This window comes from Bacillus cereus group sp. MYBK139-1, assembly GCF_051916915.1.
GTDB classification, from domain to species: Bacteria; Bacillota; Bacilli; order Bacillales; family Bacillaceae_G; genus Bacillus_A; species Bacillus_A pacificus.
This window is the reverse complement of record NZ_JBQAHO010000005.1, coordinates 77,061-101,477: the sequence shown is the minus strand read 5'-3', so window position 1 is coordinate 101,477 and position 24,417 is coordinate 77,061. Positions and strand designations below refer to the sequence as shown.

Below are 24,417 nucleotides of genomic sequence, written 5' to 3'. Positions count from 1 at the left end.
TTTATTTATTTCTCACAAGAGCAAATCTCATTCCTCATCTGCTCTTGTCCACGCACGTTACATATGCTTTTCATATATTAATAAAAAGCACTACTTATTTTAGAAAGGAGTGATAAATTGAAACAAACAAAATTAACAGGTCGTATCGTTGTTCCTTCAGATCCTGACTATGACATAGCCCGAATGAACTTAAATTTAAGTATTCCAAAACTCCCTTGTATTATTGTTTTTTGCCAAAATAAAACTGATGTATGTAACGCCTTAAAATGGGCACGCGAGCGTCATGTACCATTTCGCTTAAGAAGCGGACGTCATAGCTATGAAAATTTTTCTCTTTTAAATAGAGGACTTATTATTGATGTGAGTGAAATGCATCGCATTACTGTTCATACAGATAAATTAACAGCAACAATTGAAGCTGGTGCAAACCTTGGCACTGTTTATAAAGAGCTTTGGAATTATGGTGTGACAATACCGGCTGGTACAAGTGCAAGCGTTGGAATTGTTGGATTAACACTTGGCGGGGGCATCGGTATGCTTTCACGCTTATTTGGATTAACATGTGATCAATTAATAGAAGTTGAAATGGTACAAGCATGTGGTAAATTTGGAGCAAAAATCATTCGTGCAAGCGAACATGAAAACCATAACTTGTTTTGGGCATGCCGCGGTGGTGGTGGTGGAAACTTCGGAATTATTACTTCTTTGACTTTTCGCGTACACCCTATAAAAAATGTATCAATCTTCTCCATTACATGGGAATGGGAAGATTTTATTGCTGCCTTTCAAGCTTGGCAAAACTGGGCGCCTTATGTAGACGAACGTCTCACTTCATCAATTGAATTATTCACAAAACAACAAAACAAAATTGAAGCACAAGGTGAATTTGTTGGCTCTCCCTCTGAACTCCATTCCTTATTATCTCCTCTTCTTGAAACTGGTACCCCCTCTCTCTTTATAGATGAAGTTCCTTATATAAAGGCTGTTGAATTTTTTAACAGTGGTAACATCCCTGAAAACTTCAAGCGCTCCGGTTCCTACGTATATAAACCTATTCCTCTTAAAGGAATTCAAATCATGCAGTATTTTCTTTCACATGCACCAAATAAGGATGCGAGTATTTGGCACCAATCGCTCGTAGGTGCTGTTGAAAATATTCCGCCTACTGAAACAGCTTATTTCCATCGCAAAGCAATTATTGCGCAAGAATACATTACCTCTTGGAAATGTGATGGTGAAGAAAATCGAAATATACGCTGGGTTAAAGATTTACGAGAAAGCTTAGACCCTTATACACTAGGTGACTATGTCAATTGGCCCGATATCGACATTAAAAATTGGCAAACTAGTTATTATGGCCCTAACTTTCAAAGATTACGTAAAGTGAAAACCATATATGATCCTTGCAATGTTTTTCGTTTTCAACAAAGTATCCCTCCTTTTCATACGTAAGAAAAGGGATACAATAAAAAATCATCCAATATGCTATTACCTCGCAGCATGTTGGATGATTCAAGTTGATTTTCTATATCGTTTCAAATTATTGCTCCTACTCATAAACTTTTACTTACGGATTAATTTTATTTCGTATCATCTTCATGCAGTGAATGTATTTTAATATTTGGAACTTCATCTTTTTCAATACCGCTACTATAAACAACAGGAATTTGAAATTCGACTTGCTTTGTCTCATGTTTTTGTAAATAGATTGGATTTGGTATTGGATAACTTTTTGAATCCTCATATAAAACAACTTTTAATGCTTGTGAATGATTACGATAATTTTTTAAAGTAACGATGCACTTTCGTTCGATATCCTCTCCATTTTTCTCCATCCTACACTGGCTATCATCTTTTTTATATTCTATTGCTTCTACGCCTGTTTTTCCTGCGTAGTACCATGTTTTATTCAATGTATGAAGGATGTTATTTAAAATAAACGGCATCATTAAAATCAAAATACTAATACCTACTACTTTTATCTTATTCATTTTTCTAAATGTACTAGACTCCTTTTTTCCTAGCCATTTCAAAAATAATATAAATGCAATTACATGTAGTACGAAAGAAACAATCAATATATTTGAAACTTTGTAATTCATATAAATATCCGTATGTATCGGAACCTTATAGAGATTAAATAGCTCTTCCCCTATTAATTCATTATCATTTGGAATTTTTAATAATAATAAAACCCCTATACTGTAAAAAATAGCTACTAATCGATCATACTCAATGCGAATCATTCCTTCTCCCCTTCACTTTGTTTTTATTATCGATTTTAGCTATTATTACTATACTATACAATCTTTTTATAGAGGATAACGTAAAAAAGTTCCTTATAAATATATAAAGAACCTTATTAATATACAATATGAATTAAAAAATCAATCTACAATTTTCACATAGAGATTTCCTCAAAATATGTTGGATTATGTATTGTAATTTTTTTATCTAAAATTGTAACAATACTATCATTTTTTAATTGTTTTAATACGCTACTAACCGTCTCTCGAGACGTACCAGATATTTTCGATATTTCAATGGTTGTAAGTGGGCAGGAAATTACAATCGTTTCGCCACTCTGTTCTCCTAAATCCTGCATTAAATAATTTAATGTTTGAATGACCCGATCTTGTGCATTAGGAATTGTAATATTTTGTACTCGATTTTCGTTTAGCTTTAATATCGATGATAATTGCTGAACAACATACATTAATTGTGTCCTACTAGATTTCACCATATCTTCGAAAATTACTGTCGGAATATAATAGACCTCTACATCTGTCATCGCTTCTGCCGTATAGTTATATCCTCTGTCTGTAAACATACCACCATAAGGAAAAATAGAATACCTCTTTACATAGTCATCATATAATAAATTCCCACTTTGATTTACCCGCTCTAACTTTACAAATCCATCTAACATGAAGTAAATTCTTTCTCTTGAATCCCCTTCTAAAAATAAAAATTGACCCTTTTTATAAGTTCGCCAATAGACAAACTCCGTCAAACCTTTCAATTTCTTTTCTGTTAAATGAGCAAATAATTCGAACTGCTTTAAATCCTTAACTACGTTCCGTCTATTCATAAAATTCCCTCTCTCTTGCTGTATGTTGGAGCGAAAAATCAAGAAAGCGTATTCAATTTGAATTTTATCATAACTAACTTATATATTCAGATTTCATCATGAAAACTTTATGAACAATACGTACAAAAAATATGAATCAATAAAAAGAATGAAGTTACTAACTTCATTCTTTTTTCAATAATAAGTAGCGTACATAATGTATTTAAACATACATGCATACATTTTGTTTTGAAATAATAGTACCGGCTTTTTCTTCTAGTGCTTCATATACTTTTTCTAAAGACGTAATAATTGTTTTTCTTTTTGTATTTGTATTAACAAAATTAATAGCAGCTTCAATTTTTGGAAGCATGCTTCCCGCAGCAAATTGCTGTTCCTCAATGTATTCTTCTAATTGATTCACTGTGACATGCTCTAATTTTTTTTGATTCGGTTGATTATAATTTACATACACATGATCAACTGCAGTTAAAATAACAAGCGTATCGGCATCTACTAATTCTGCTAATTTCTGCGCAGCGAAATCTTTATCGATAACCGCTTCAGTTCCTTTTAGCCCTTCTTCAGAATCAATTACTGGAATTCCACCACCGCCAACAGCTATCACTATATTTCCATCTTCGACCAAAGAATTAATCACTTTATGTTCATGAATACTTACAGGCTTCGGTGATGGAACAACACGTCTCCACCCTCTACCCGCATCTTCTTTAAACACTGCTTTTGTTTCGTCCATTAATCTTCTGGCCTCTTCTTCTGTATAAAAAGGACCAATTGGTTTAGTTGGATTTTTAAATGCCTCATCTTTTTTATCCACAACAACGCGTGTTATAACCGTTGCTACATCTTTTTTTATATTCCGTTTTTTCAATGCCTTTTCAATCGCATTTTCCATCCAATATCCAATCATTCCTTGACTCATTGCCCCACAAGTATCTAATGGCATTGCAGGTGTCTTTTCCGTTTCTGCAGCTTTTTGCTGCAATAAAATATTCCCCACTTGTGGGCCATTTCCATGTGCAATTACTATATCTACATCATTTTCCATTATTTTCACAAGTTGTTCCGCCGTTTTTTCCAACGCTTCTTGCTGCGCCCCCGCAGTAGCTTTTCCAGACTGTATCGCATTTCCCCCTAGTGCAACTACAATTTTTCTTCGTGCCATATTTCAGCCCTCCAGTTCATTTCGTTTTCACAGAGCTCTATAAAGTAATGCTGCCTGTAATTAATCCATAAATCGCAAAAAATGCTAAAGCACCAATTGCTACGGATGATGCTAATTCCACTCGAGTAAATATTTGCTTCGAACTCTTTTGCTTTTGAACATTGTAAAAAATAAAAATACCTGGCGCATATAAAGTCATTGTTAATAATAGATACTCTAAACCAGCTGCATAAACTAACCAAACGCCATAAATACTTGCTATCAAGCCAATTACTATATTTTTATTTCGATCTACTTCCTCAGACTTTAAGCTATGCTTCAGTTGATAAAATGCTGAAAAAGCATATGGAATTAAAATAGCTGAAGATGCTAAAGAGAATGCAAAGTTATACGCCTGATCAGAAACGACGAATGTTAACAAGAACATTTGAATTAAACCATTTGTTATCCATAATGAATTTACTGGAGCCTTATTTTTATTTTCTTTTGCGAACCATTTTGGAAATACTCCATCTTTAGCCGCTAAATATGGAATTTCAGAAGCGAGCAAAGTCCACCCTAACCAAGCACCTAATACTGAGATGACTAAACCTAAATTAATAAAGATAGCACCCCATTTTCCAACAACACTTTCAAATAAATAAGCCATAGCCGGATTTTTCAAACCAGCAATATCTGCTTGTTGCATAAGTCCAAGAGACAATAATGTGATTAAAATGTAAATGATGAGTGTACCAATTAAGCCAATAACCGTTGCTTTCCCTACATCACTTCTATTTTTTGCTCGACTGGATAAAACAACAGCACCTTCTACCCCAATAAATACCCATAAAGTTACAAGCATTGTACTTTTAACTTGGCTGCCAACTGCTCCCCATGAAAAAGAACCAGTTTGCCCCCAAAATCCATCTAAAAACGTATCAATATGAAACGCGAAGATTCCTATGACAATAAATACAAATACAGGTACTAATTTTGCGATTGTAGTTACTAAATTCACAAGTGCCGCTGATTGAACTCCACGTAAAATTAACATGTGAACACACCATAATAATACGCTTGCACCAACAATGGACGCTACGTTTTGCCCGCCTTCAAAGATCGGGAAGAAATATCCTAATGAAGAAAACAATAATGTGCCGTAAGCTACATTCCCAAGCCAAGCAGATAGCCAGTATCCCCACGCACTATTAAACCCCATAAAATTACCAAACCCTGCTTTTGCATAGCTAAAAATACCACCATCTAAATCTGGCCGTTTTACAGTTAGATTTTGAAAAGATAATCCAAGTGCAATCATCCCAATTCCTGTTATAACCCAGCCAATAATAATGGCTCCAGCACCAGCACCTTTTGCCATATCACTCGCTAAATTAAAGGCTCCACCGCCAATCATAGACCCCACTACAAGAGCCGTTAATGTAAACAACCCTAGTTTCTTATCTTCACCCATTCCACTCACCTCTCTTTAATTGCAATAACAATACAAAAGCAATAGTGAATGATAGTGTCTAAAGGAGGAGAAAGAAGAAAGGAAGACTCCCTTTCTTCTTTACTCCATGTTTCCTAAAGTAGCTGCCATAACCGCTTTAATTGTATGCATTCTATTTTCAGCTTGATCAAATACTTTTGAATGTTTACTGCGGAATACTTCGTCAGTTACCTCCATTTCTTTCAACCCATATTTCTCATAAACTTCTTCGCCATACATCGTTTCGACATCATGAAATGCAGGTAAACAATGTAAGAAAATCACGTTTTCATTTCCTGTTTCTTTAATCATTTTCATATTTACTTGATAAGGTTTCAATAACTTGACACGTTCAGCAAATTTTTCTTCTTCCCCCATAGACACCCATACATCTGTATAAATTACATCTGCATTCGCAACTGCTTCTTCCACATTACTTGTTATCATTACCTGTTCATTATATTTTTTTGCTAAATCTATTACTTCTTGTGCAGGCCATAAAGTTTCCGGTGTACAAATACGTACATCCATTCCAACGATTGCGCCACCAACTAGTAAGCTATTAGCAACATTATTTCGTCCATCTCCAACGTAAACGAGCTTCACATTTTTCAGTTTCCCTACATGTTCTCTAATTGTTAATAAATCTGCTAGTGTTTGTGTTGGATGCCACATATCTGTTAATCCATTCCAAACCGGCACACCAGAATTTTGTGCTAAAGATTCTACAGTTTCATGATTAAATCCACGAAACTCAATTCCGTCAAACATACGCCCTAACACTTTTGCTGTATCCTCTACAGATTCTTTTTTCCCAAGCTGAATATCACCTTTCCCTAAATATTCAGGATTTGCCCCTAAATCTGTACATGCTACTGTAAATGCACAACGCGTACGAGTAGAAGTTTTTTCAAATAAGAGCGCTACATTTTTACCTTCTAAATAATGATGCGGGATACCATTTTTCTTTTTCTCTTTTAATTCTGCTGCCAAATCTAGAAAATATAACAATTCTTCTTGTGTAAAATCTTTTTCTGCTAGAAAGCTTCTTCCTTTTAAATTTGGTCTAGTCATTAACATACTTCATCCCTACTTTCTCCGTTATTTATACTAAATATCTTTACGAACAATTGGCATACTCATGCAACGTGGACCCCCACGACCACGAGATAATTCTGAACTTAGCACCTCAATCACTTCTATACCGTGTTCCCGTAATAACGTATTGGATACATAGTTGCGATCATATGTAACAACTACACCTGGCGCGATTGCTAATGTGTTCGAGCCATCATTCCATTGTTCACGAGCAGAAGCAATTACATCTCCTCCTCCACATGGAATAAGAACTAATTCACTTAAGCCTAATACCTCTTTTAATGCTTCCATTAAAGAAGTACGATGTGTAATTTTAAGAGTTTCCTCATCTGATCCTTTTTCTAAAATATAAATATTCATATTCCCTTTTGGCCCTTGAATAGCTGGGTGAATTGTAAACTTGTCATAATCAACCATTGTAAATACTGTATCTAAATGCATAAATGCTCGGCATTTTGGAATTTCTATTGCTAACACTTTCTTAATTTTATTTTGTCGGCTAAAGAGATTTTTTGCTAAACGTTCAATTGCTTTAGCTGAAGTACGAGCAGATACTCCAATCGCAATTGTTTCTTCATTTAAAATTAGCTCGTCGCCACCTTCAATTGGAAATTTATAATCACGATCTAACCAGATTGGTACATTATGTTTTTCAAATCTTGGATGATATTTAATGATGTACTCCATGAATAATGATTCACGTCTACGCGCTGGTTCTCTCATCTTATTTATCGTTAAGCCATCGCCCACGCTAGCTGCTGGATCACGAGTAAAATATAAATTAGGCATTGGATCTAAGTAAAACGGATAGTGATCTTCCATTAATTCATATAAATGTGTCTTCTTACTTGTTTCAATTTCGTTTTTCCGTACACCGCCCATAATTTTTTGAATTAATTCTTCATTTGAAAAGGAAAGTAAATATTCTTTTAAAGTTTGATGTGCAACATTTACGTCGGCCTGTCCTTCTTTTAAAATACGATCAACAAATTCTTCTCGAAGTTTTTTATCTACTAACGCCTCAGCGGCTAGTTTTTCTAAATAAAGAACTTCAACACCCCGATTGCGTAACGTTTGTGCAAAATAATCATGCTCTTTTTGAATAATTGGTAAGTATGGAATATCGTCAAATAATAATTGCTGTAAATAATCTGGTGTTAAGTTTTCCACTTCTTTACCCGGTCGTTTTAATAAAACCGTTTGTAATTCCCCAATTTCTGAAGTAACATGTATCGGATGCTTCATTTGTTGTACCTCCTTTTAAATATGTTTGATGTCTTACAAGTACATAATAAATGCTACACGCTTTCACCTTTGTGAAATCATCCACATTATCATTGTGAAATATTAAACAAGTTATTTTTTTAAAATCATATTAATTTGTATTTTTATAATAATCCATCCCGATTTTTTAATAAAAAATACATATATTACGCATATATGTTGAATATTTAACTTCCGTATTTACACAAAAATCCTGTTTTTAATAAAAATTAAAAACAGGATTTTGCATCTAAAGAATTAAATTTAATCGTTCTTCTAAAATCTCCCTATCTGATTTCGACTGAGAAATTATAAGGCATGTATCATTTCCACATATACATCCTATTTTTTCTTTCCAATCTAACTCATCAAACAAAACACCAATAACATGTGCATTTCCAGGTAATGTTTTAATAACCATTAATTGATCTACACAATCAATTTTCACAACAACCTCTCGTAATTTTTTCTTTAATTTTATATCAGTTTGTAAATGCTCTTCTGAGAAAATTTTATATATCATCAATCCTTCTTGAGAAGGTACCTTCGTTAAGTTTAACTCACGAATATCTCGAGAAACCGTAGCTTGTGTTACTAATACATCTTTTTTTGCTAACAATTCTACTAATCTTTCTTGCTTCTCTATTTCATACTCTTTTACAAATTGTTTAATTAATCGTTGTCTTTTTTCTTTTTTCATAAAAGACACCCCTTTTAATATTATAGCTCGCTATAAATTTCATCCGAAAGGGACAGAAAAGAATGTTGCGGAAACGTTCATAGTTTATATCTTTTAACTATAGATATTAAATCTAGCTAAAAAAAGAGAAGAACAGTATTCTGTTCTTCTCTTTTACATTGAAAATCGTTTAATTGTTTGTTTCAATTCTGTTGCTTGTTTCTCTAGATCCTTTAATAATTGATCGATTGCTATCATATTTTTAGATTGTTGCAACGTCACACGTGCTACTTCTTGTGAACCAGCTGACGTTTCTTCAGCAATTGCTGCTACGGCCTTTGTTTGTGCTCCTGTTTGATGAATGTGGTTCACTTGTTCATTCATATAACCACTAATTTGCTTGGTTGCATCCGCTACTTCCATAACACTTGATGACATTTCTTTTAAAATTAATTCCGTAGCCTCCCCACGTTTCGCCTCTTCTTTAGCTATTTTCACTTGTTCTGTCATTTTCATTGCAACTTGTTGTACTTCCTCTTGCATATTTCGTAATAACTGCGATATGTTTCTTGCAGAATGATCACTTTCATCAGCAAGTTTTCGTACTTCTTCCGCAACAACCGCAAAGCCTCTTCCATGCTCTCCTGCACGAGCAGCCTCAATAGAAGCGTTTAGTGCTAATAAATTAGTTTGGCTAGCAATCTCACTCACAACAGATACAATGTGTTCTACTTGTTTCATTCTTTCCTCTAACTTCTGTACATTTTGCATTGAATCTTCATTTTCTTTCGCCAATGTTTGAATACCTTGAATTAAAGACGTAAAGACACGAGTACTATGCCCTAAAGCTTGAACCATTTCTGAAGACAACTCATCAGACTGTTTCGCTTTCTCTTCTACTTCACTTGCAATAGAAGTTGTTGTATCAACAGCAGAAACAATTGCCTGAATGGATGCCGCTGATTGTTCAGCGCCAGAAGAAATCTCTGCAAGTGTTTCAGAAACACCTTGTGCTTGTTTCGTTGCTTCGCCTGTTTGTTTTCTAATTTGCTGTACTTGATTGTTTGTATACGAAAATGTTGTATCAATATTTTTTACCATGCCCCTTAAGTTCCCTAGCATCATATTAAATGCAACACTTAAAGATTTAATTTCATCATCAGTCTTCGGTAACGGAACATCTTCACGAATGTCTCCTTCAGCCGCTTTTCTCGCCGCCTCCTCTAACTTTCGAAGCGGTTTAATTAAAAATATGGCTGCTCCATATGCTAAAATTCCAGACCATACTACCCCTAATAACATAACGATAATATTATATGCAGTTTGACTTACATAACTTTGAAAATAATCATATATCACATAAATAAAAAATATACTTGTTGAATATGTAATTAAAGCTAAAACTGTAGTGAATAGCATAAGTTGTGTACGTAAGCCAAAGGAAAATGTCTTCCTTTCTTTTTCCATCTCTTCTTTCCCCCTTTGTATAAGTAATATAAGTACTACCTATATATTATTATCCATATTTTCATTATAGAAGGATATAGAGATTTCAAAAAATTATTATTTCCTTTAATATCAAATCCACGAAAAAAATAAAGGATTCTGACAATTTGTGACTAATAACAGAAATAAGGGGCAACATTTGTAAAATATATTTTTGACTGGGGGTTTTGTATGATTCAGGTTCGAAATCTAGTAAAATCATTTGGCTCACTTGACGTTTTAAAAGGAATTGATTTAGAAGTACAAGAAAAAGAAGTTGTCGTTTTAATTGGTGCCAGTGGTTCCGGTAAAAGTACATTACTTCGCTGTCTTAACTTTTTAGAAATGTACGATGAAGGTGAAATTCACTTACAAGGTGAACGAATTGATCCAAAGCATTCAAATTTAAACAAAGTCCGCGAAAATGTCGGTATGGTTTTTCAGCACTTTAACCTCTTTCCTCATATGACCTCACTAGAAAACATCATAGAAGCACCTATTCATGTAAAAAAATTAGAAGCAGCAAATGCAAAAAAAATCGGAAATCAGCTTCTGCAAAAAGTCGGCCTACAAGATAAAGCAGATGTAACGCCCCATCTCCTATCAGGTGGTCAAAAACAGCGTATTGCTATTGCACGAGCTCTTGCTATGAATCCTAAAATTATGCTATTTGATGAACCTACCTCAGCTTTAGACCCTGAACTTGTTGGAGAAGTATTGCAAGTTATGAAAGAACTTGCTGAAGAAGGAATGACCATGGTTATTGTTACTCATGAAATGAATTTCGCAAGAGATGTAGCTGATCGCGTCATATTTATGGATGATGGAAAAATTGTAGAAGATGCTCCGCCAGCACAATTCTTTTCAGCTCCATCACATGAACGAGCGAAACAATTTTTACGCAACGTTTTATAATATAACTTCTGTCTCAAACGAAAAGAAATACATTCATACGGTGCACAACTAATCACCTAAATAAAATATTTCAATAACATACTTAAAACCATCCGTATGATCAATATATAGGAGGGGTTTTATGAAAAGAAAACTATTAACCATTGTTGCGAGTATTACATTATGCACATCCTTTATACTAGGAGCCTGTAGTAAGGAAAGTGCTACTACTTCTTCAAATGGTGAAAAAGAATTTCGTTATGCGATGAGTGGCTTATATAAACCTTTTAACTATAAAGAAAATGACGGAAAACTTGTCGGTTTTGATGTAGAACTAGGTGAAGCACTCGCGAAAAAAATGAATATGAAACCAACCCCTATTACAAATCCATGGGAAACGCTAATCCAAGGTCTCAAAGCGAAAAAGTATGATGTAATACTGGGCAGTATGGCAATTACAGAAGAACGCTTAAAAGCTGTTAATTTCTCAAATCCTTATTATCGTTCTGGTGCCCAAATTTTTGTAGCTAAAAAGAATACATCTATCTCTTCTCCAGAAGATTTAAAGGGTAAGAAAATTGGTGTTGTAAAAGCTAGTACCTTTAAAGACCTCGTTGCAAAACATACAGATCAAATTACAGAATACGATAGCGATATTACTGCACTTATGGACTTAGAGCCTGGACGTATTGACGCAGTAATTACAGATCAAATGGTTGGTTTACGCATGATCAAAGAAGGTAAATCAAATATAAAAGAAGCTGGAAAACCACTAAACCTTGATGAAATGGGAATTGCTATTCGTAAAGATGATAAAGAAATGGTCGAGAAAGTAAATAAAGCTTTAGATGAAATTATTAAAGATGGTACGTATGAAAAGATCAGTAAAAAATGGTTTGGGCGTAATATTCTTGGTGAAGAGGAAAAAACGAAGTAATTTAGCCCTTCAAAGTTTCCATAAATTATGCCCCACTTTGTGTGGGGCATTTCATTCTCTACTAAAATCTATATAATATGAGGTGAAACGCATGTTTGAAATTTTTATCTCTACCTATCCCACACTCTTAAAAGCTACTATTGTCACATTACAATTAACACTAACATCCCTATTACTCGGTTCACTAATTGGATTACTATTCGCTTTCTTTCGAATCTCTAACAATAAAGTTTTAAATAGTATTGCTCACATATACATCGCCATTATTCGTGGTACACCTTTAATTGTTCAAATCGCCATTCTCTATTTTGGGATTACATCCGTTGTTGTTTTTACTCCTTTTTGGGCAGGAGCCATTGCTTTAGCAATTCATAACGGTGCATATATTACTGAAATTTTCCGAGGCTCTATCCAATCTGTCGATCGTGGGCAAATGGAAGCTGCTCGCTCTCTAGGTATGCCGTATCCTTTAGCGATGCGCCGTATTGTATTACCGCAAGCATTCCGTCAATCTATTCCTCCTTTAGGAAATCAGTTTATTATTGGATTAAAGGACTCTTCCCTCGTTGCATATGTAGGATTGTCCGAATTATGGGGATCAGGTTTATCCATTGCTGCAGGTAACTTCCAACAATTAGATACATACATAATTGTTGGTTTATATTATCTTGTTCTTGTTCTCCTATTCACGTACCTTGTTAACCTTTTAGAAAAACGACTACAACGAAAAGAAACTAACTCCGTCCAATTCCATACAAAGAACAAAAAGGAAGTCTCTTTATAAGAAAAAGCAAGCCTGAGATGGCTTGCTTTTTCACTGCAACATATATCAATTTTTACGGATTTACTTTTTTAATACTCTCTTCTTCCTCTATATGTTCCTCACGATATGAAATATTATGAGGATCTAGCCCATTTCCTAAAGAACCATAGAAATGCTCTCTATGCGGATCCACTAATTCACTTCCTTGATAATACACACGTGGTGTATTCCATAGCGCTGCCAAAGCTTTTGTCATCGGCATCTCATGATAGCGTTCCGGCCACATTTCTTTAATTTTCTCTTTTACTAACGGGTAGTATTTAGAGCTCATAGCAGGGAACAAATGATGTTCTGTATGATATGAGAAATTGAAATGTAAAATGTCTACCCAACGCGGCACTGTTACTGATAAACAGTTTGCTAACGGATCATTTACTGGAACAATTGGATTTAAGCGGTGATTTGTTGCGATATATGCCATTACAATAAAGTTAGCAATTAACAATGGAATCACATATGCAAATAACCATTTTCCAGGCCCCATAATAAACAATAAACTAATCCAAACAGTCCAAGGCAAAAGAAGTTGAAGCCATACAGATTTTTGATTGGATGACTTAAACTCTTTTATAAAATGAAAGAACATTCGAGTCGAATGCAATGTAAATTGAATTGTTAGTGACAGAAAACTAAAGAATGAACGTACATGAAGAGGCATGCGATATACCCAGCTCAAAAACTTACTCTTTTTAAGCTTCTCAAGTGTAGGCCATGCATCTGGATCATTCTCTTCATGTTGTGTATGAACGTGATGCGTTGCATTATGCCACTTTCGCCAAAGTTTAGGACCTGTTGATAATGGCATAAATGCAATCGCTCCTAAGAAATCACGAAGCCATGCCTTTCTTACAACAGTTCCATGTAAAATTTCATGCCCTAAAAACCCAAGTGAAGCAAAACATAATCCAAGAACGATCGCAATTCCTAGATTAGCCCACACATTCAATTCAAATACACCAATCGATATTAACCCCGCCAATGCCACAAGTAAATAAGCCAGTCCGCCAAATAAACGAGTAGGAACTGGTTTAAATGCTTTTTTCGGCAAATGTGGTGATACACGTGCTGCATACCACCCAAACGTATGAAGCTCCTTCATCCTTTTGCCCCTTTCTTATGCCGCGCCTTGCGCAACTTACATATATCAATTCTTGCTTCCAGATTGATTTTACTAGGTGATTAAAAAGCATCTGTTATAAGGAAAATATACTCACTCTATCGTCACTTATTTTTCGCTTTTATTATCAATGAAAAACATTTATCTTTTTACTCTCTATCAACCTTTCCACATGATGAATCATATCAATAGAATTTCCACATTGTCAACAACTTTTATGACCTAGTAATAAAAGTTGGTTATATTTTTATAATTATACTTTATTTCACTAAAGAAAAAACATAGATTTTATAAGGTTTCATTCATTATACATATACGTACTTTGCCATGCTATAGACTCTATCTTATTCAAGAACTCTCTGTTTAAACAACAAATATACTCATCTAAATCTAGCTTTACACAACTCCTACCTCTTCATACCGACAACGTCCAATAATTATATCGAGATAATTTTATCTTTCTTTTAAATAAAGTGAAACTTTAATCAGTGGGGGGCTTCATCTCCCGCTGATTATTAGCCCTCACCAATCGGACTTTTATGGGTAGCCCGCCCCCCACCTAACTTCTTTACTTTCGCTGAATTTTGAGGTGGGGGTCTTACTGTCCATTAAAGTGAGATAAAAATAGCCTACCTCTAAAACAACACACATGAATTTCATATCATATGGAAATATTAAAAGGAAAATTGTTCTAAATCAGGAGGTTTCCTTAATGACAAGCGATACGTTTCCACAATTCCCATCATCTTATTGGATTGAATCTACCCAAATCCCAACTTTTCCCCCTTTATCTGAAAATATAAAGACAAAAGTTGCTGTTATCGGTGCTGGTATTACAGGTATTACTACTGCCTATTTACTTGCAAAAGAAGGCATCGATGTTGTGTTAATTGATTCTGGGCTTATTTTAAACGGGACGACTGGGCATACAACAGCAAAGATAACAGCGCAACATAATCTTATTTATGATGAATTAATCAATCATTTCGGTATGGAAAAGGCCGGGCTTTACTATGAATCAAATAATCATGCTCTACAATTTATTAATGAAACTGTGCAAACATATAAAATCGACTGTAATTTCTCAAATGAAGATTCATATTTATATACAACTACCGATAAGGGATTAAGAAGTTTATCGAAAGAATATGAAGCCTATCAAAAATTAAATATACCTTGTGACTATGTTCAATCTCTATCGATTCCAATTCCAGTACAATCTGCACTTGTCATGAAAAATCAAGCCCAGTTTCATCCCCTTCTTTATTTGAAAACACTTTTAGAAAAGTTTGTGGAAATGGGCGGAAAAGTTTACGAACAAACGACTGCTATGGATGTAGAAAAAGGAGATTCTCCACAAGTCATTACAAAGGGCGGACATCGCATCACTTGTGAATATGTTGTCTCTTGTTCACACTTTCCTTTTTATGATGCAAATAGCTTTTTCTTTACGCGAATGTACGCAGAACGCTCTTATGCTCTTGCTATTAAAGCAAAAACAGATTATCCAGGTGGCATGTATTTAAGTATTGATGACCCAAAACGCTCCTTACGCTACACAACAAGCAATGGGGAAAAATTAATTTTAATTGGCGGAGAAAGTCATAAAACAGGACAAGGAATAAACACGATGCTTCATTACGAAGCACTTTATTCTTTTGCGGAAGCAACGTTTGGAATAGATGAAGTTCCTTATAGATGGTCAGCACAAGATTTAATTACACTAGATAAGCTCCCTTATATCGGACATATTAACGAGAGCAATCCAAATATATTTGTTGCAACTGGATATCGTAAATGGGGAATGACAACTGGAACTGCTGCCGCTCATTTACTGAAGGATTCCATTCTAAAAGTAGACAGTCCATATAAAGAACTGTATGCACCATCACGCTTCCATGCAAATCCAGATATAAAAACGTTCCTCTCCCAAAACCTTGATGTTGCGAAACATTTAATTGAAGGAAAGATTGAAACTGCATTACGTAAACCAGAAGACCTCGAAGTTGGTGAAGGATCTGTCGTACATGTTAACGGGAAACGAGCAGGTGCTTATAAGGACAAAGATGGAAAATTACATATTGTCGATACAACTTGTACACATCTCGGCTGCGAAGTTGAATGGAATAATGGTGATTGTACTTGGGACTGTCCTTGCCACGGTTCACGCTTTTCAATTGAGGGAGATGTTATTGAAGGTCCGGCAGATCAACCGTTAAAACGAGTTGATAATGAGTAAACAAATAAAGAAGTTCAACAGAATGACTGTTGAGCTTCTTTATTTGTTATAAAACCTTTTCAGATAAAGTGAAACTTTAATCAGCCCCCACCTAACTTCTTTGCTTTCGCTGAATTTTGAGGTGGGGGTCTTACTGCCCATTAAAGCGGGATAAATTTCGACACAAGGAGGGAAATATTAACATGGAATAAAATAATATATTCATCTACAAATAAAAGGGGTGAATACTATGCAACCTTCAGCTCCACCTCATCTAGAATCTACAGAAACTATCTTTTCGAGCTCTATTACAAAACTTGTTGTTTTTATTTGTTGGCTAGCTATTCTAGCTGATGGATATGATTTAGGTATTTACGGTGCCGTTCTGCCAAAGCTCCTAGAAGACAAAAGCTGGGCACTTTCGCCGGCACATGCTGGTACAATTGCTAGCTATGCTTTATTTGGTATGTTTATTGGCGCTATTCTAGTTGGAACCATTACAGATCTAATTGGACGGAAATGGACGCTTATATGCTGTTTAGCACTTTTTTCTATCACAATGGGCCTAGCTGCACTTGCTCCTTCTCCCGAATTATTTGGTTTATCTCGGTTTATCGGAGGAATCGGATTAGGTGGTGTTATTCCAACAGCTTCAGCACTTACTGTTGAATATTCACCAAAAAAGCGACAATCTTTTATTTATGCTCTTATGTTTACTGGCTATCCTTTAGGGATCGTGTTAGGCGCTATTTTGTCTATGTTTATGTTAGAAGGTTTCGGATGGAGAACTATGTTTGGCATCGGAATGATTCCACTACTCCTTATTCCTTTCATTATTCGTTATTTACCTGAATCCATTCAATTTTTATTATCACGTAATCGCCAAAAAGAAGTTAACCAAATCCTTAATCGTTTTCAAATTGAATTCTATGTGAAAGATGAAACTCATCAACCCTCATCTAATATGCGAAAGAGAAATGGATTTCTTACTTTATTCTCAAAAGAATACAGAAAAGCAACGCTGCTTTTTTGGATCACTTATATAATGGGTATGTTTTTAATATATGGTTTAAATACTTGGTTACCTCAGATGATGCGACAGGCAGGATACCCTCTTGGATCTAGTCTATCATTCCTACTTATGCTAAATATTACTGCCGCTATCGGTGCATTATTTGCTGGAGCAATCGCCGATCGTATAGGAGCTAAAATTGTTATTAGCATCTCCTATCTTATGGCAGCTATATGTATTGGACTATTAACAATTAAACCATCTGTTACAATCATCTATCTTTTAATTGGTCTTGCTGGAATTGGGTCAGTTGGCATTACTCAAATATTAAATGCATATGTAACACAATACTTCCCATCACATATCCGAGCTACTTCCTTAGGCTGGGGACTTGGACTTGGCCGAGTTGGCGCAATTACTGGTCCTATTCTTGTCGGTATTATTATGACAATGCAATATGACTTAGCATGGAATTTTTACTTATTCTCATTTGCAGGTCTTCTTGCAGCTATATCTGTTTTCTTTATTCCTACAAAATAAAAAGAGCACAAACTTACTTGTGCTCTTTTTCGTATACCGCAAACAACATATCTCGAAACAATGTATTTAAACTCTCAATATCGATCCCTGGTCCCTTTTCAATTCCTTTTACGTATTGCTGATAGTAATGAATTTGTTCTTCTAAAAATTGATTCAACACCTCAATTTTCAATCCAACATCTAATTCAGTACCTGCCTTTTTCTTTATTAACAACCGTTCAATTTCATCTAATACGCTACGCTCTATTGATAATTCTGTAATTAATCGATCGAATTCTACAGGAGGCAAAGTTGTTTTCTCCTCTAGCCACTTACAAGCCAAAATAGGACGCAATACATAAAAGTACTTTTTCAATTTTACATTCTCACCTTGCAAAAATTCACGATAATTTTTTGAAGCCATATGTAGGTAATGGTATATCGTTGCTTTTGGATCAAAATTCTTTTCACTCATTTGCTGAAGCTTTTCTGGAAAATTAGAGTTTTTCGAATAAAAAATGGGTGATCGAATCCATTCGAGCAAAGCTGGGTTTGACTTTGCAAATAGTTGTAACGCTTTTTTAATATCCCATCCGCTTATATCTAAATCATCACTAATCGGATACTCAATTACATCTCGTTTATCATGAATGGATAAATACCATTCTACCGGGTGCATATAAACGAATCTAACATCATAATCACTATCTTTTGATGGAAATCCCCATGCACGACTCCCTGACTCCACAGCGAATAAAATTTTCACATCATTTTCTTTCTCAATTCGTTCTAACTCCAACTTAATTTTCTCTCTCATTTCATACCCTCTCCATTTTTTGATTATTTCCTTGGAAATTCGACAAATATATTACTAAGTTTACTACATACTAAAATAGCTGTCAGAAAATTTCCGACAGCCTGTCAAAATTCGTTATTTTTTACTTGTTCTTTTCAGTTACACTAACCGCAATTCGTTCAAACTCTTTTTGAATCTCCTCTTTGTATGCATCTACTTTTGAAAAATCCATAGCAGCAATATAAATTCGTTCTAATTTATCACGAACTGATTTCGCCTTTGCTAAGAAAGACATCGCCTCATTCATTTTTGCTTTATATTGAATAGAGACGTCACGAATTTCCTCCGCATACTTCTCATCCGTCCCTGGTGTCACAATAAGGGCATACATATCTATAATTTCATCACCTTCGCGGCTTGGAAAATATTCATGTGGTGCGGTGCTATCGAAAATCGCAAACCCTAATTCTCTTACGATAACCATATCAAGACTATTTGGATCAAACCCACAATGATATACTTCAACTTCAAACCCTTTTTCTTCTGCTGCCTTAGCTAATTTTTTGAGCATTGTTGATTTTCCAGAACCTGGGCGTCCTTTTATAAAATAACGATGTGGCAATCCTTCTGTTAAGTTAGGAACAAAATCAACTGCTCCTTTCGGTGTAGCCGCTCCTAAAAACCGATGTTTCACAAGCGATTGTTTCCCAACTTTATCTGTAAATAATTTCTGAATGAGCTGCTCGGTTAGTTCATTCGCTTTATTAAAATCAATATTACTAATATATATTTTCTCCCACTCATCATGTATAACTAATGCCTCGTTAAAACGAGCGTAAGCAGCTTGAAAAGCTTTGCTTGCTTCTGAAACAAATCGTTCAATTTCCACTTTCTGCTTTCTTAACTTATCTGAATCCCAAGCAATTCCTAAATTAATATACTCCTCGACAACTCCTGGCATTTTTGGCTCAATAACATGCGGTGATGTTCCATCAACAATTCCTACTTTTAACTTCGGGATAATGACACCATCAACCGATTTATTATCAGAAGAACAGTGTAAAAATTCAATATCATATCCCTTTTCAACCCATTCACGACCTATTGCCTTAATTAAAGAAGATTTTCCCGTTCCAGGTCCACCCTTTAAAATAAATAATCTGTTTAGTCCTTTTAAATTCTCTTCATATAAATTATGAAATCCTCTAGCTGTATTTCCACCAGCATAATAATTCAATACATTCCCTGTCACTGCACTCACTCCTTCGCAGCATTCTATTTACATAAGCTACAATATGCGAGCAACTTTATTTGGGTGAATACCTATTTTGTGTTGCATAGAAAAAGGAAATGAATTACAATTTTATTATCACGAAAATTCCGAACTTTAAATTGAATATACCTTTATCAAGAGAGGCAGAGGGACCGGCCCTTTGAAGCCCAGCAACCTCAGTTTATACAAACTGAATAGGTGCTAATTCCTGCAAAATGCATTGCATTTTGAAAGATAAAACGTAACTATTGTGTGCAAAACTCATCTTTCTTGATTATGAAAGGTGAGTTTTTTATATTTCAAAATATATACTTGGAGGTATTTAAAGTGAAAGTAATTGACCTATCCCAAACATTTGAAAACAATATGTCTCAATTTCCTGGAACACCAAAAATCAATTTAGAAGCCATTACAAGTGTTGAAGAGACAGGATATCAAGTTACAGATTTTCATTCTGTCGTTCATGTTGGTACACATTGTGATGCTCCTGCTCATTTCATTTCAGGCGCAACGACCATTGATCAATTGCCCCTAGATCAATTTGTAGGTGAAGCTGTTCTTATTGATGTAACTCATGTACAAGAACGAAAACTACCTAAAGAAGTGTTACACAATGCTGACATAAAAGAAGGTGATATTGTCATTTTCCATTCCAACCTATCTAATAAATGGAATACAGAAGCGTATGAACAAGAAGCCTTTTATCTTTCCGAAGAATTAGCTGAAGAATTAGTTCAATTAAAAGTAAAATCTGTCGGTTTAGATTTCATTTCTCCCGACGAGGTAACGACAGAAACATCACCGATTCATCACATACTACTTGGGAATAATATTTATTTAATCGAAAACTTAACAAACTTAGATGCCATTAATGCGAAACGTTTCTTTTTCTCAGCAGCACCTTTAAAAATTAAAAATAGCGACGGTGCTTTCGCAAGAGCATTCGCTGTAATTTTTTAAACAAACTATACAAAAAAGCAAAGATCATCATTGACCTTTGCTTCTATTTCTTTTATTTAAACTAAGAAAGAATTGCTCAACGCGAGGACGTAACCAAGCTAAATAATCTTTCTCTTTCTTCTTTGTACAAGCTATTTCTTCCCCATCGACCATTCCGACAAGCTCTAGCTCTAACAGTTGCCTCGTAAATGCTAACATATTTATTTCTTCTTCCGGATACTCTTCTTTTAATTTCTCCTCAATTTCCCCTAATAAAAAACCGTCACGCATCATTGCCAATGCATCAATCCAAAGTGGCGGCATTTCATATTTTTCTCCTGTAATTGTATCTTTTACAATATAATTCTTTTGCTCTTTTCGAAATTGAATTGTGTGCAAGCATACAGTCGAATTTAATGTTAATTCCATCATACCACCTCTTTCATAATATCTGCATAGAAAAAAGGATGCGCGTGCACCCCTTCTTTTTCTAACACTACCGAACCGTTACATGAATAACAAATCTCATGTCGATATTTTCCTCCATTATAAACGAAGTATTTTATAAAAAAAACCCTTCTCGAAACATTTTATAAAATGTTTATATTTACGCAACAAGAACACTTTTCTGAAAAATATTTTCTTCTAGCACATTATACTATCAGTAAAAAAATCTCCACTTTCATTCCTAGCTCTCCGCTACTTTGAATCGCAATACTTCCTTGCTACTCCTCATGATCAATACAAAAACTCTACATATTATCTCATTAAATTATAAGTATGAAATTACTTTCAGAGCAATCTGTAACCTTATAACGGGAAAAGGAAGGAGATTTCCCCTTCCTTTTCGTCACAACTTATATCCATCTTACCCGATCATGTAGCAATCCATCCGTAAAGTCATTTCCACCAACTACAAAATCATTCATATATAAATTCAAATATTCTCCGTACTTACTTTCTGTATTTAATAATAATTCCTCTACATAATAGGCACCTTGTTTAAAGTTATCGAACAGTAAACTACACAAGCCAGCATAAATGCCACATCCTACTTGGAAGTATGTCGCATTCGTTTTATATTTATGAAAAACTTGACTGCTATTCATCACGTTATACATATAGGTCTCGCTATTTTCATAAACGAGTAATACACCGACTAGATCCTCGCCCGCAATCTCTTCTTCGGCTGGATTAAATACTTTACGATTCCAATTCCATAGATCTTCTACCTTATCTAAATTCTGTCTAATTATATTTGTTGTATACTCGTTAATTCGGTAAAGAAACCCTACTTCCATGTTAAAGTTTTTCCCTAAAATTAAAACTTCCTCATGCGGCATCAAACAACCGTAAAACTCTTTCTCTCCCAACTTTACTTTATACTCTGAAGCATATACATCTTCATAAAAGTAAAGAGGACGATGATGACTCATATACATCGGATAACTCCATATCGCTTCATCTAGAAATCGCTCTACTGCCCATGAAGCATACAGTGTATGAGGCTTTATCAGTGCTGTATCATTCAAAAATGACGTATCATGTTCTACTATATAGCATGCTCTTGGCTTTTCATTCGGGCGTTCCTTCATAAGTTCAACAACCATCCATTGAACGACACCTGGATTCATACCTGAGCCTATAATTGCTTTTGTATTTGTAAATTTCTCTTTTTCCTTCTCAAATCTCGTATATCTTTCCGTAAGCTGAAAGCCGATTAAACTATCGTCCTGATCTACTGCCTCGTTTTCCAAAGCTGAATTAATATAACAAATTCCAAGTTCATTACAACAGCTTAATACTCTGATCGTATCTGCCCCCGAAACATCAATAACAACGCTCGTACTACTTTCTTTTAAATGCTTTTTAAATGTCACTACATCTTGGAGGTCTATTTCGGATAAAAACAATTGATCTTTCAAATTTGGAAACAACTCGTCATAATACGTCCTATCTTTTTGTTTTATATCAACCAAATAAAATGTAACATTCTTTATGACTTCATAAATCGGGTCTTTTTCATTTACTATCGCTTGATTTAAAATCGCTAAAACTGCTTTTGCTGCTCCACCAGCACTGCCAAGTAATGTAATCGATAACGAATTTGGAAACTGCTCCACCAACAAAACCCCTTTAATATATTAGTTAAGCAGTTCTCCCTCAAAAAAATAAATTGAATACATCAAAAGATAGCTCGTACATATTCTTTATAATTTCGCACAAAATTTCCTCTTCAACAGTCATACTAACATATTTATATTCAATTCATTTTTTCCCTCATATTCAAATCGACCTAAACAAATAGGCTCGACCTTTTCTTCTACATATAAAAGAAAAAGCCAGCCCTTTCAATTAACTTACGGACAATGGACAGATTTTACATGTTGAATATTTACATACATTTTCGCATCACGCGCCTTTAATATTTCAATATGACCTTCATCAATTTTTGCCATCTTTCCGATTTTATTAGATTCCTCACCTAAATCGAACACCATGATTTTGCCAGCCATTTTAATAAGCTGTTCTTCAAAAGTTCGAGCTAACGTAATATTTAATGGATTCACGGGGAGTTCATTTTTATTGAGGGCATAAGGCACTTGATTTTCTTTATACGGAATTAACCATTTCAAATGCTTTAAAGATATATACACTGTTTTATAAACCGGGCTATAAAAAACGATATAATCGTTCATTACACTTGTAACATATCCATGTATTGGAGCATTTCCAGCTACATAAATTTCTGTAAAAATCCCTTTAGAGGTACTTAATACTTTCCTCAAAGAAATTGAAGGAGATTCTCTCTTAATGACAGAATCAACATCTGGTTTTGCTACTTCTTCATCATGTGGTCGTAAAATTTTATAATGTTGTACATGATATAAAGATATATATACGTAGTCTTGTCCATTGTAAAGAACAACGATATCATTTCCTACGTCTATTAATACACCTTTAAATCTTTTTTCACCGATTAATTTAATATATATATTTTCTCCAATATTTTTATTCAACTCATTCATCTATATCCTCCTTCCTATAAATTTCTTCTTTCCTGTCTTCGGTAAAAAAATAATCAGGGCAAAGTTCTGTCTTAATAGTAAGTAATTCCTTTTCATACTATCGAAATAAGAAATTGTTCTTCTCTTTCCCTCATAATGCCCCTCTTATTTATTAAACATTATTCATCTTCATTCTTTTTACATTTAACTACTTGACTCACACTCTTAATATGATAATTAATGATATAAATGACCTCATCACAGTTTACTAGTGTAATACATTCCTCATGCACTTCACTTAGTAAGCCTTCTACACACTCTGGGCCGCCACGATTAATCTTTACCCACTTATACTTCAAGTCACATAATACATCGACAAAAGTATCATCATCAGAGCAGAAACATGAAACATAGCAATCGTCACATTTACTTTCTTTCACTTTCTTAACTAGACTCTTCACGTGTTTCAATTGGTAATATACTAATTCACCAAGAGGGAGTTGTAATGTAAGGTAATCTCTTCCTAACGATACAAGTACCCCCACTCGACTCTCTGGGCCACGAAGATTTACTTTTACAGTCTCACCAACTAAGCACTTAATTTGCTCACAGCATAATACACTCTCCAA

The 24,417-nt window shown here is 34.6% G+C and carries 22 protein-coding genes, 1 pseudogene and 1 riboswitch; of the genes and pseudogenes, 7 read left to right on the top strand and 16 right to left on the bottom strand.

Annotation, left to right across the window (positions count from 1 at the left end; all coding sequences use genetic code 11):
- Nucleotides 1-117: 117 nt before the first annotated feature.
- Nucleotides 118-1,452 carry an FAD-binding oxidoreductase gene (locus ACTFRS_RS23175; RefSeq protein ID WP_242294343.1) on the top strand — a complete coding sequence of 445 codons (1,335 nt, stop codon included), beginning with the start codon at nucleotides 118-120 and terminating at the stop codon, nucleotides 1,450-1,452.
- Between the two features lie 128 nt (nucleotides 1,453-1,580).
- Here ACTFRS_RS23175 and ACTFRS_RS23170 read toward each other — a convergent pair whose 3' ends face one another.
- The 9 genes and pseudogenes from ACTFRS_RS23170 to ACTFRS_RS23130 all read right to left on the bottom strand — a co-directional run.
- Nucleotides 1,581-2,246, bottom strand: a complete 666-nt coding sequence (locus tag ACTFRS_RS23170; protein ID WP_242294344.1) for an ABC transporter permease — start codon at nucleotides 2,244-2,246, stop codon at nucleotides 1,581-1,583.
- 155 nt (nucleotides 2,247-2,401) lie between these two features.
- Nucleotides 2,402-3,091 carry a Crp/Fnr family transcriptional regulator gene (locus tag ACTFRS_RS23165; RefSeq protein ID WP_001081912.1) on the bottom strand — a complete coding sequence of 230 codons (690 nt, stop codon included), beginning with the start codon at nucleotides 3,089-3,091 and terminating at the stop codon, nucleotides 2,402-2,404.
- Between the two features lie 202 nt (nucleotides 3,092-3,293).
- The gene (arcC, locus tag ACTFRS_RS23160) at nucleotides 3,294-4,256 is read right to left on the bottom strand and encodes a carbamate kinase (protein WP_139869470.1); all 963 of its coding nucleotides are present in this window, start codon (nucleotides 4,254-4,256) and stop codon (nucleotides 3,294-3,296) included.
- Nucleotides 4,257-4,293: 37 nt separating this feature from the next.
- Entirely contained in the window at nucleotides 4,294-5,709 is a 1,416-nt protein-coding gene (gene arcD, locus ACTFRS_RS23155) for an arginine-ornithine antiporter (RefSeq protein ID WP_000503408.1), read from the bottom strand.
- 99 nt (nucleotides 5,710-5,808) lie between these two features.
- On the bottom strand, nucleotides 5,809-6,807 hold the full coding sequence (argF, locus tag ACTFRS_RS23150; protein WP_002163765.1) for an ornithine carbamoyltransferase: 999 nt from the start codon (nucleotides 6,805-6,807) through the stop codon (nucleotides 5,809-5,811).
- A 30-nt stretch (nucleotides 6,808-6,837) separates the two neighbouring features.
- A complete protein-coding gene (gene arcA, locus ACTFRS_RS23145) occupies nucleotides 6,838-8,070 on the bottom strand; it encodes an arginine deiminase (protein WP_000682337.1) in 1,233 nt (410 codons plus the stop codon).
- 268 nt (nucleotides 8,071-8,338) lie between these two features.
- Nucleotides 8,339-8,788: an arginine repressor gene (argR, locus tag ACTFRS_RS23140; protein ID WP_000711840.1), complete on the bottom strand. Its 450-nt coding sequence runs from the start codon at nucleotides 8,786-8,788 to the stop codon at nucleotides 8,339-8,341.
- Between the two features lie 153 nt (nucleotides 8,789-8,941).
- On the bottom strand, nucleotides 8,942-9,868 hold the full coding sequence (locus ACTFRS_RS23135; RefSeq protein ID WP_406565725.1) for a methyl-accepting chemotaxis protein: 927 nt from the start codon (nucleotides 9,866-9,868) through the stop codon (nucleotides 8,942-8,944).
- A gap of 15 nt (nucleotides 9,869-9,883) precedes the next feature.
- A pseudogene (locus ACTFRS_RS23130) lies at nucleotides 9,884-10,069 on the bottom strand (HAMP domain-containing protein); the annotation flags it as partial.
- A gap of 375 nt (nucleotides 10,070-10,444) precedes the next feature.
- Between ACTFRS_RS23130 and ACTFRS_RS23125 the strand changes: the two are divergent.
- From ACTFRS_RS23125 to ACTFRS_RS23115, 3 genes are all read left to right on the top strand, one after another.
- Nucleotides 10,445-11,167, top strand: a complete 723-nt coding sequence (locus ACTFRS_RS23125; protein WP_016716340.1) for an amino acid ABC transporter ATP-binding protein — start codon at nucleotides 10,445-10,447, stop codon at nucleotides 11,165-11,167.
- A 121-nt stretch (nucleotides 11,168-11,288) separates the two neighbouring features.
- Nucleotides 11,289-12,083: an ABC transporter substrate-binding protein gene (locus ACTFRS_RS23120; RefSeq protein ID WP_000823737.1), complete on the top strand. Its 795-nt coding sequence runs from the start codon at nucleotides 11,289-11,291 to the stop codon at nucleotides 12,081-12,083.
- A gap of 91 nt (nucleotides 12,084-12,174) precedes the next feature.
- On the top strand, nucleotides 12,175-12,867 hold the full coding sequence (locus tag ACTFRS_RS23115; RefSeq protein ID WP_242294346.1) for an amino acid ABC transporter permease: 693 nt from the start codon (nucleotides 12,175-12,177) through the stop codon (nucleotides 12,865-12,867).
- A gap of 52 nt (nucleotides 12,868-12,919) precedes the next feature.
- Here ACTFRS_RS23115 and ACTFRS_RS23110 read toward each other — a convergent pair whose 3' ends face one another.
- Nucleotides 12,920-14,005 (bottom strand): fatty acid desaturase family protein, encoded by a 1,086-nt coding sequence (locus ACTFRS_RS23110; RefSeq protein ID WP_440025177.1) that lies wholly within the window; start codon nucleotides 14,003-14,005, stop codon nucleotides 12,920-12,922.
- 730 nt (nucleotides 14,006-14,735) lie between these two features.
- On the opposite strand from ACTFRS_RS23110, the gene ACTFRS_RS23105 reads away from it, so the two are divergent.
- On the top strand, nucleotides 14,736-16,262 hold the full coding sequence (locus ACTFRS_RS23105; protein ID WP_440025179.1) for an FAD-dependent oxidoreductase: 1,527 nt from the start codon (nucleotides 14,736-14,738) through the stop codon (nucleotides 16,260-16,262).
- A 229-nt stretch (nucleotides 16,263-16,491) separates the two neighbouring features.
- On the top strand, nucleotides 16,492-17,793 hold the full coding sequence (locus ACTFRS_RS23100; protein ID WP_139869466.1) for an MFS transporter: 1,302 nt from the start codon (nucleotides 16,492-16,494) through the stop codon (nucleotides 17,791-17,793).
- A gap of 13 nt (nucleotides 17,794-17,806) precedes the next feature.
- Here ACTFRS_RS23100 and ACTFRS_RS23095 read toward each other — a convergent pair whose 3' ends face one another.
- Entirely contained in the window at nucleotides 17,807-18,589 is a 783-nt protein-coding gene (locus ACTFRS_RS23095) for a nucleotidyltransferase domain-containing protein (protein WP_318160956.1), read from the bottom strand.
- Nucleotides 18,590-18,710: 121 nt separating this feature from the next.
- Nucleotides 18,711-19,820 (bottom strand): PRK06851 family protein, encoded by a 1,110-nt coding sequence (locus ACTFRS_RS23090; RefSeq protein WP_000147491.1) that lies wholly within the window; start codon nucleotides 19,818-19,820, stop codon nucleotides 18,711-18,713.
- A 149-nt stretch (nucleotides 19,821-19,969) separates the two neighbouring features.
- Nucleotides 19,970-20,082, top strand: a riboswitch (SAM riboswitch).
- Between the two features lie 86 nt (nucleotides 20,083-20,168).
- Between ACTFRS_RS23090 and ACTFRS_RS23085 the strand changes: the two genes are divergently transcribed.
- Nucleotides 20,169-20,801: a cyclase family protein gene (locus tag ACTFRS_RS23085; protein ID WP_000862960.1), complete on the top strand. Its 633-nt coding sequence runs from the start codon at nucleotides 20,169-20,171 to the stop codon at nucleotides 20,799-20,801.
- A gap of 27 nt (nucleotides 20,802-20,828) precedes the next feature.
- Here ACTFRS_RS23085 and ACTFRS_RS23080 read toward each other — a convergent pair whose 3' ends face one another.
- The 4 genes from ACTFRS_RS23080 to ACTFRS_RS23065 all read right to left on the bottom strand — a co-directional run bounded on the left by ACTFRS_RS23080 (nucleotide 20,829) and on the right by ACTFRS_RS23065 (nucleotide 24,417).
- A complete protein-coding gene (locus ACTFRS_RS23080; protein WP_000424113.1) occupies nucleotides 20,829-21,209 on the bottom strand; it encodes a hypothetical protein in 381 nt (126 codons plus the stop codon).
- Between the two features lie 428 nt (nucleotides 21,210-21,637).
- Nucleotides 21,638-22,903 carry an S-adenosylmethionine decarboxylase related protein gene (locus tag ACTFRS_RS23075; protein ID WP_139869464.1) on the bottom strand — a complete coding sequence of 422 codons (1,266 nt, stop codon included), beginning with the start codon at nucleotides 22,901-22,903 and terminating at the stop codon, nucleotides 21,638-21,640.
- Nucleotides 22,904-23,140: 237 nt separating this feature from the next.
- Nucleotides 23,141-23,809, bottom strand: a complete 669-nt coding sequence (locus tag ACTFRS_RS23070; RefSeq protein ID WP_001004262.1) for a hypothetical protein — start codon at nucleotides 23,807-23,809, stop codon at nucleotides 23,141-23,143.
- A gap of 158 nt (nucleotides 23,810-23,967) precedes the next feature.
- Complete coding sequence (locus tag ACTFRS_RS23065) at nucleotides 23,968-24,417, bottom strand: hypothetical protein (RefSeq protein WP_000446703.1); 450 nt, start codon at nucleotides 24,415-24,417, stop codon at nucleotides 23,968-23,970.

Bases quoted from the DNA above. Each gene is read 5' to 3' on its own strand.
- ACTFRS_RS23120 (WP_000823737.1), top strand. From the start codon at position 11,289: ATGAAAAGAAAACTATTAACCATTGTTGCGAGTATTACATTATGCACA.
- ACTFRS_RS23110 (WP_440025177.1), bottom strand. From the start codon at position 14,005: ATGAAGGAGCTTCATACGTTTGGGTGGTATGCAGCACGTGTATCACCA.
- ACTFRS_RS23165 (WP_001081912.1), bottom strand. From the start codon at position 3,091: ATGAATAGACGGAACGTAGTTAAGGATTTAAAGCAGTTCGAATTATTT.
- ACTFRS_RS23070 (WP_001004262.1), bottom strand. From the start codon at position 23,809: ATGAATGAGTTGAATAAAAATATTGGAGAAAATATATATATTAAATTA.
- arcC (WP_139869470.1), bottom strand. From the start codon at position 4,256: ATGGCACGAAGAAAAATTGTAGTTGCACTAGGGGGAAATGCGATACAG.
- ACTFRS_RS23135 (WP_406565725.1), bottom strand. From the start codon at position 9,868: ATGGTAAAAAATATTGATACAACATTTTCGTATACAAACAATCAAGTA.
- argR (WP_000711840.1), bottom strand. From the start codon at position 8,788: ATGAAAAAAGAAAAAAGACAACGATTAATTAAACAATTTGTAAAAGAG.
- ACTFRS_RS23080 (WP_000424113.1), bottom strand. From the start codon at position 21,209: ATGGAATTAACATTAAATTCGACTGTATGCTTGCACACAATTCAATTT.
- ACTFRS_RS23095 (WP_318160956.1), bottom strand. From the start codon at position 18,589: ATGAGAGAGAAAATTAAGTTGGAGTTAGAACGAATTGAGAAAGAAAAT.
- ACTFRS_RS23115 (WP_242294346.1), top strand. From the start codon at position 12,175: ATGTTTGAAATTTTTATCTCTACCTATCCCACACTCTTAAAAGCTACT.
- arcA (WP_000682337.1), bottom strand. From the start codon at position 8,070: ATGAAGCATCCGATACATGTTACTTCAGAAATTGGGGAATTACAAACG.
- argF (WP_002163765.1), bottom strand. From the start codon at position 6,807: ATGTTAATGACTAGACCAAATTTAAAAGGAAGAAGCTTTCTAGCAGAA.
- ACTFRS_RS23170 (WP_242294344.1), bottom strand. From the start codon at position 2,246: ATGATTCGCATTGAGTATGATCGATTAGTAGCTATTTTTTACAGTATA.
- arcD (WP_000503408.1), bottom strand. From the start codon at position 5,709: ATGGGTGAAGATAAGAAACTAGGGTTGTTTACATTAACGGCTCTTGTA.
- ACTFRS_RS23100 (WP_139869466.1), top strand. From the start codon at position 16,492: ATGCAACCTTCAGCTCCACCTCATCTAGAATCTACAGAAACTATCTTT.
- ACTFRS_RS23125 (WP_016716340.1), top strand. From the start codon at position 10,445: ATGATTCAGGTTCGAAATCTAGTAAAATCATTTGGCTCACTTGACGTT.
- ACTFRS_RS23105 (WP_440025179.1), top strand. From the start codon at position 14,736: ATGACAAGCGATACGTTTCCACAATTCCCATCATCTTATTGGATTGAA.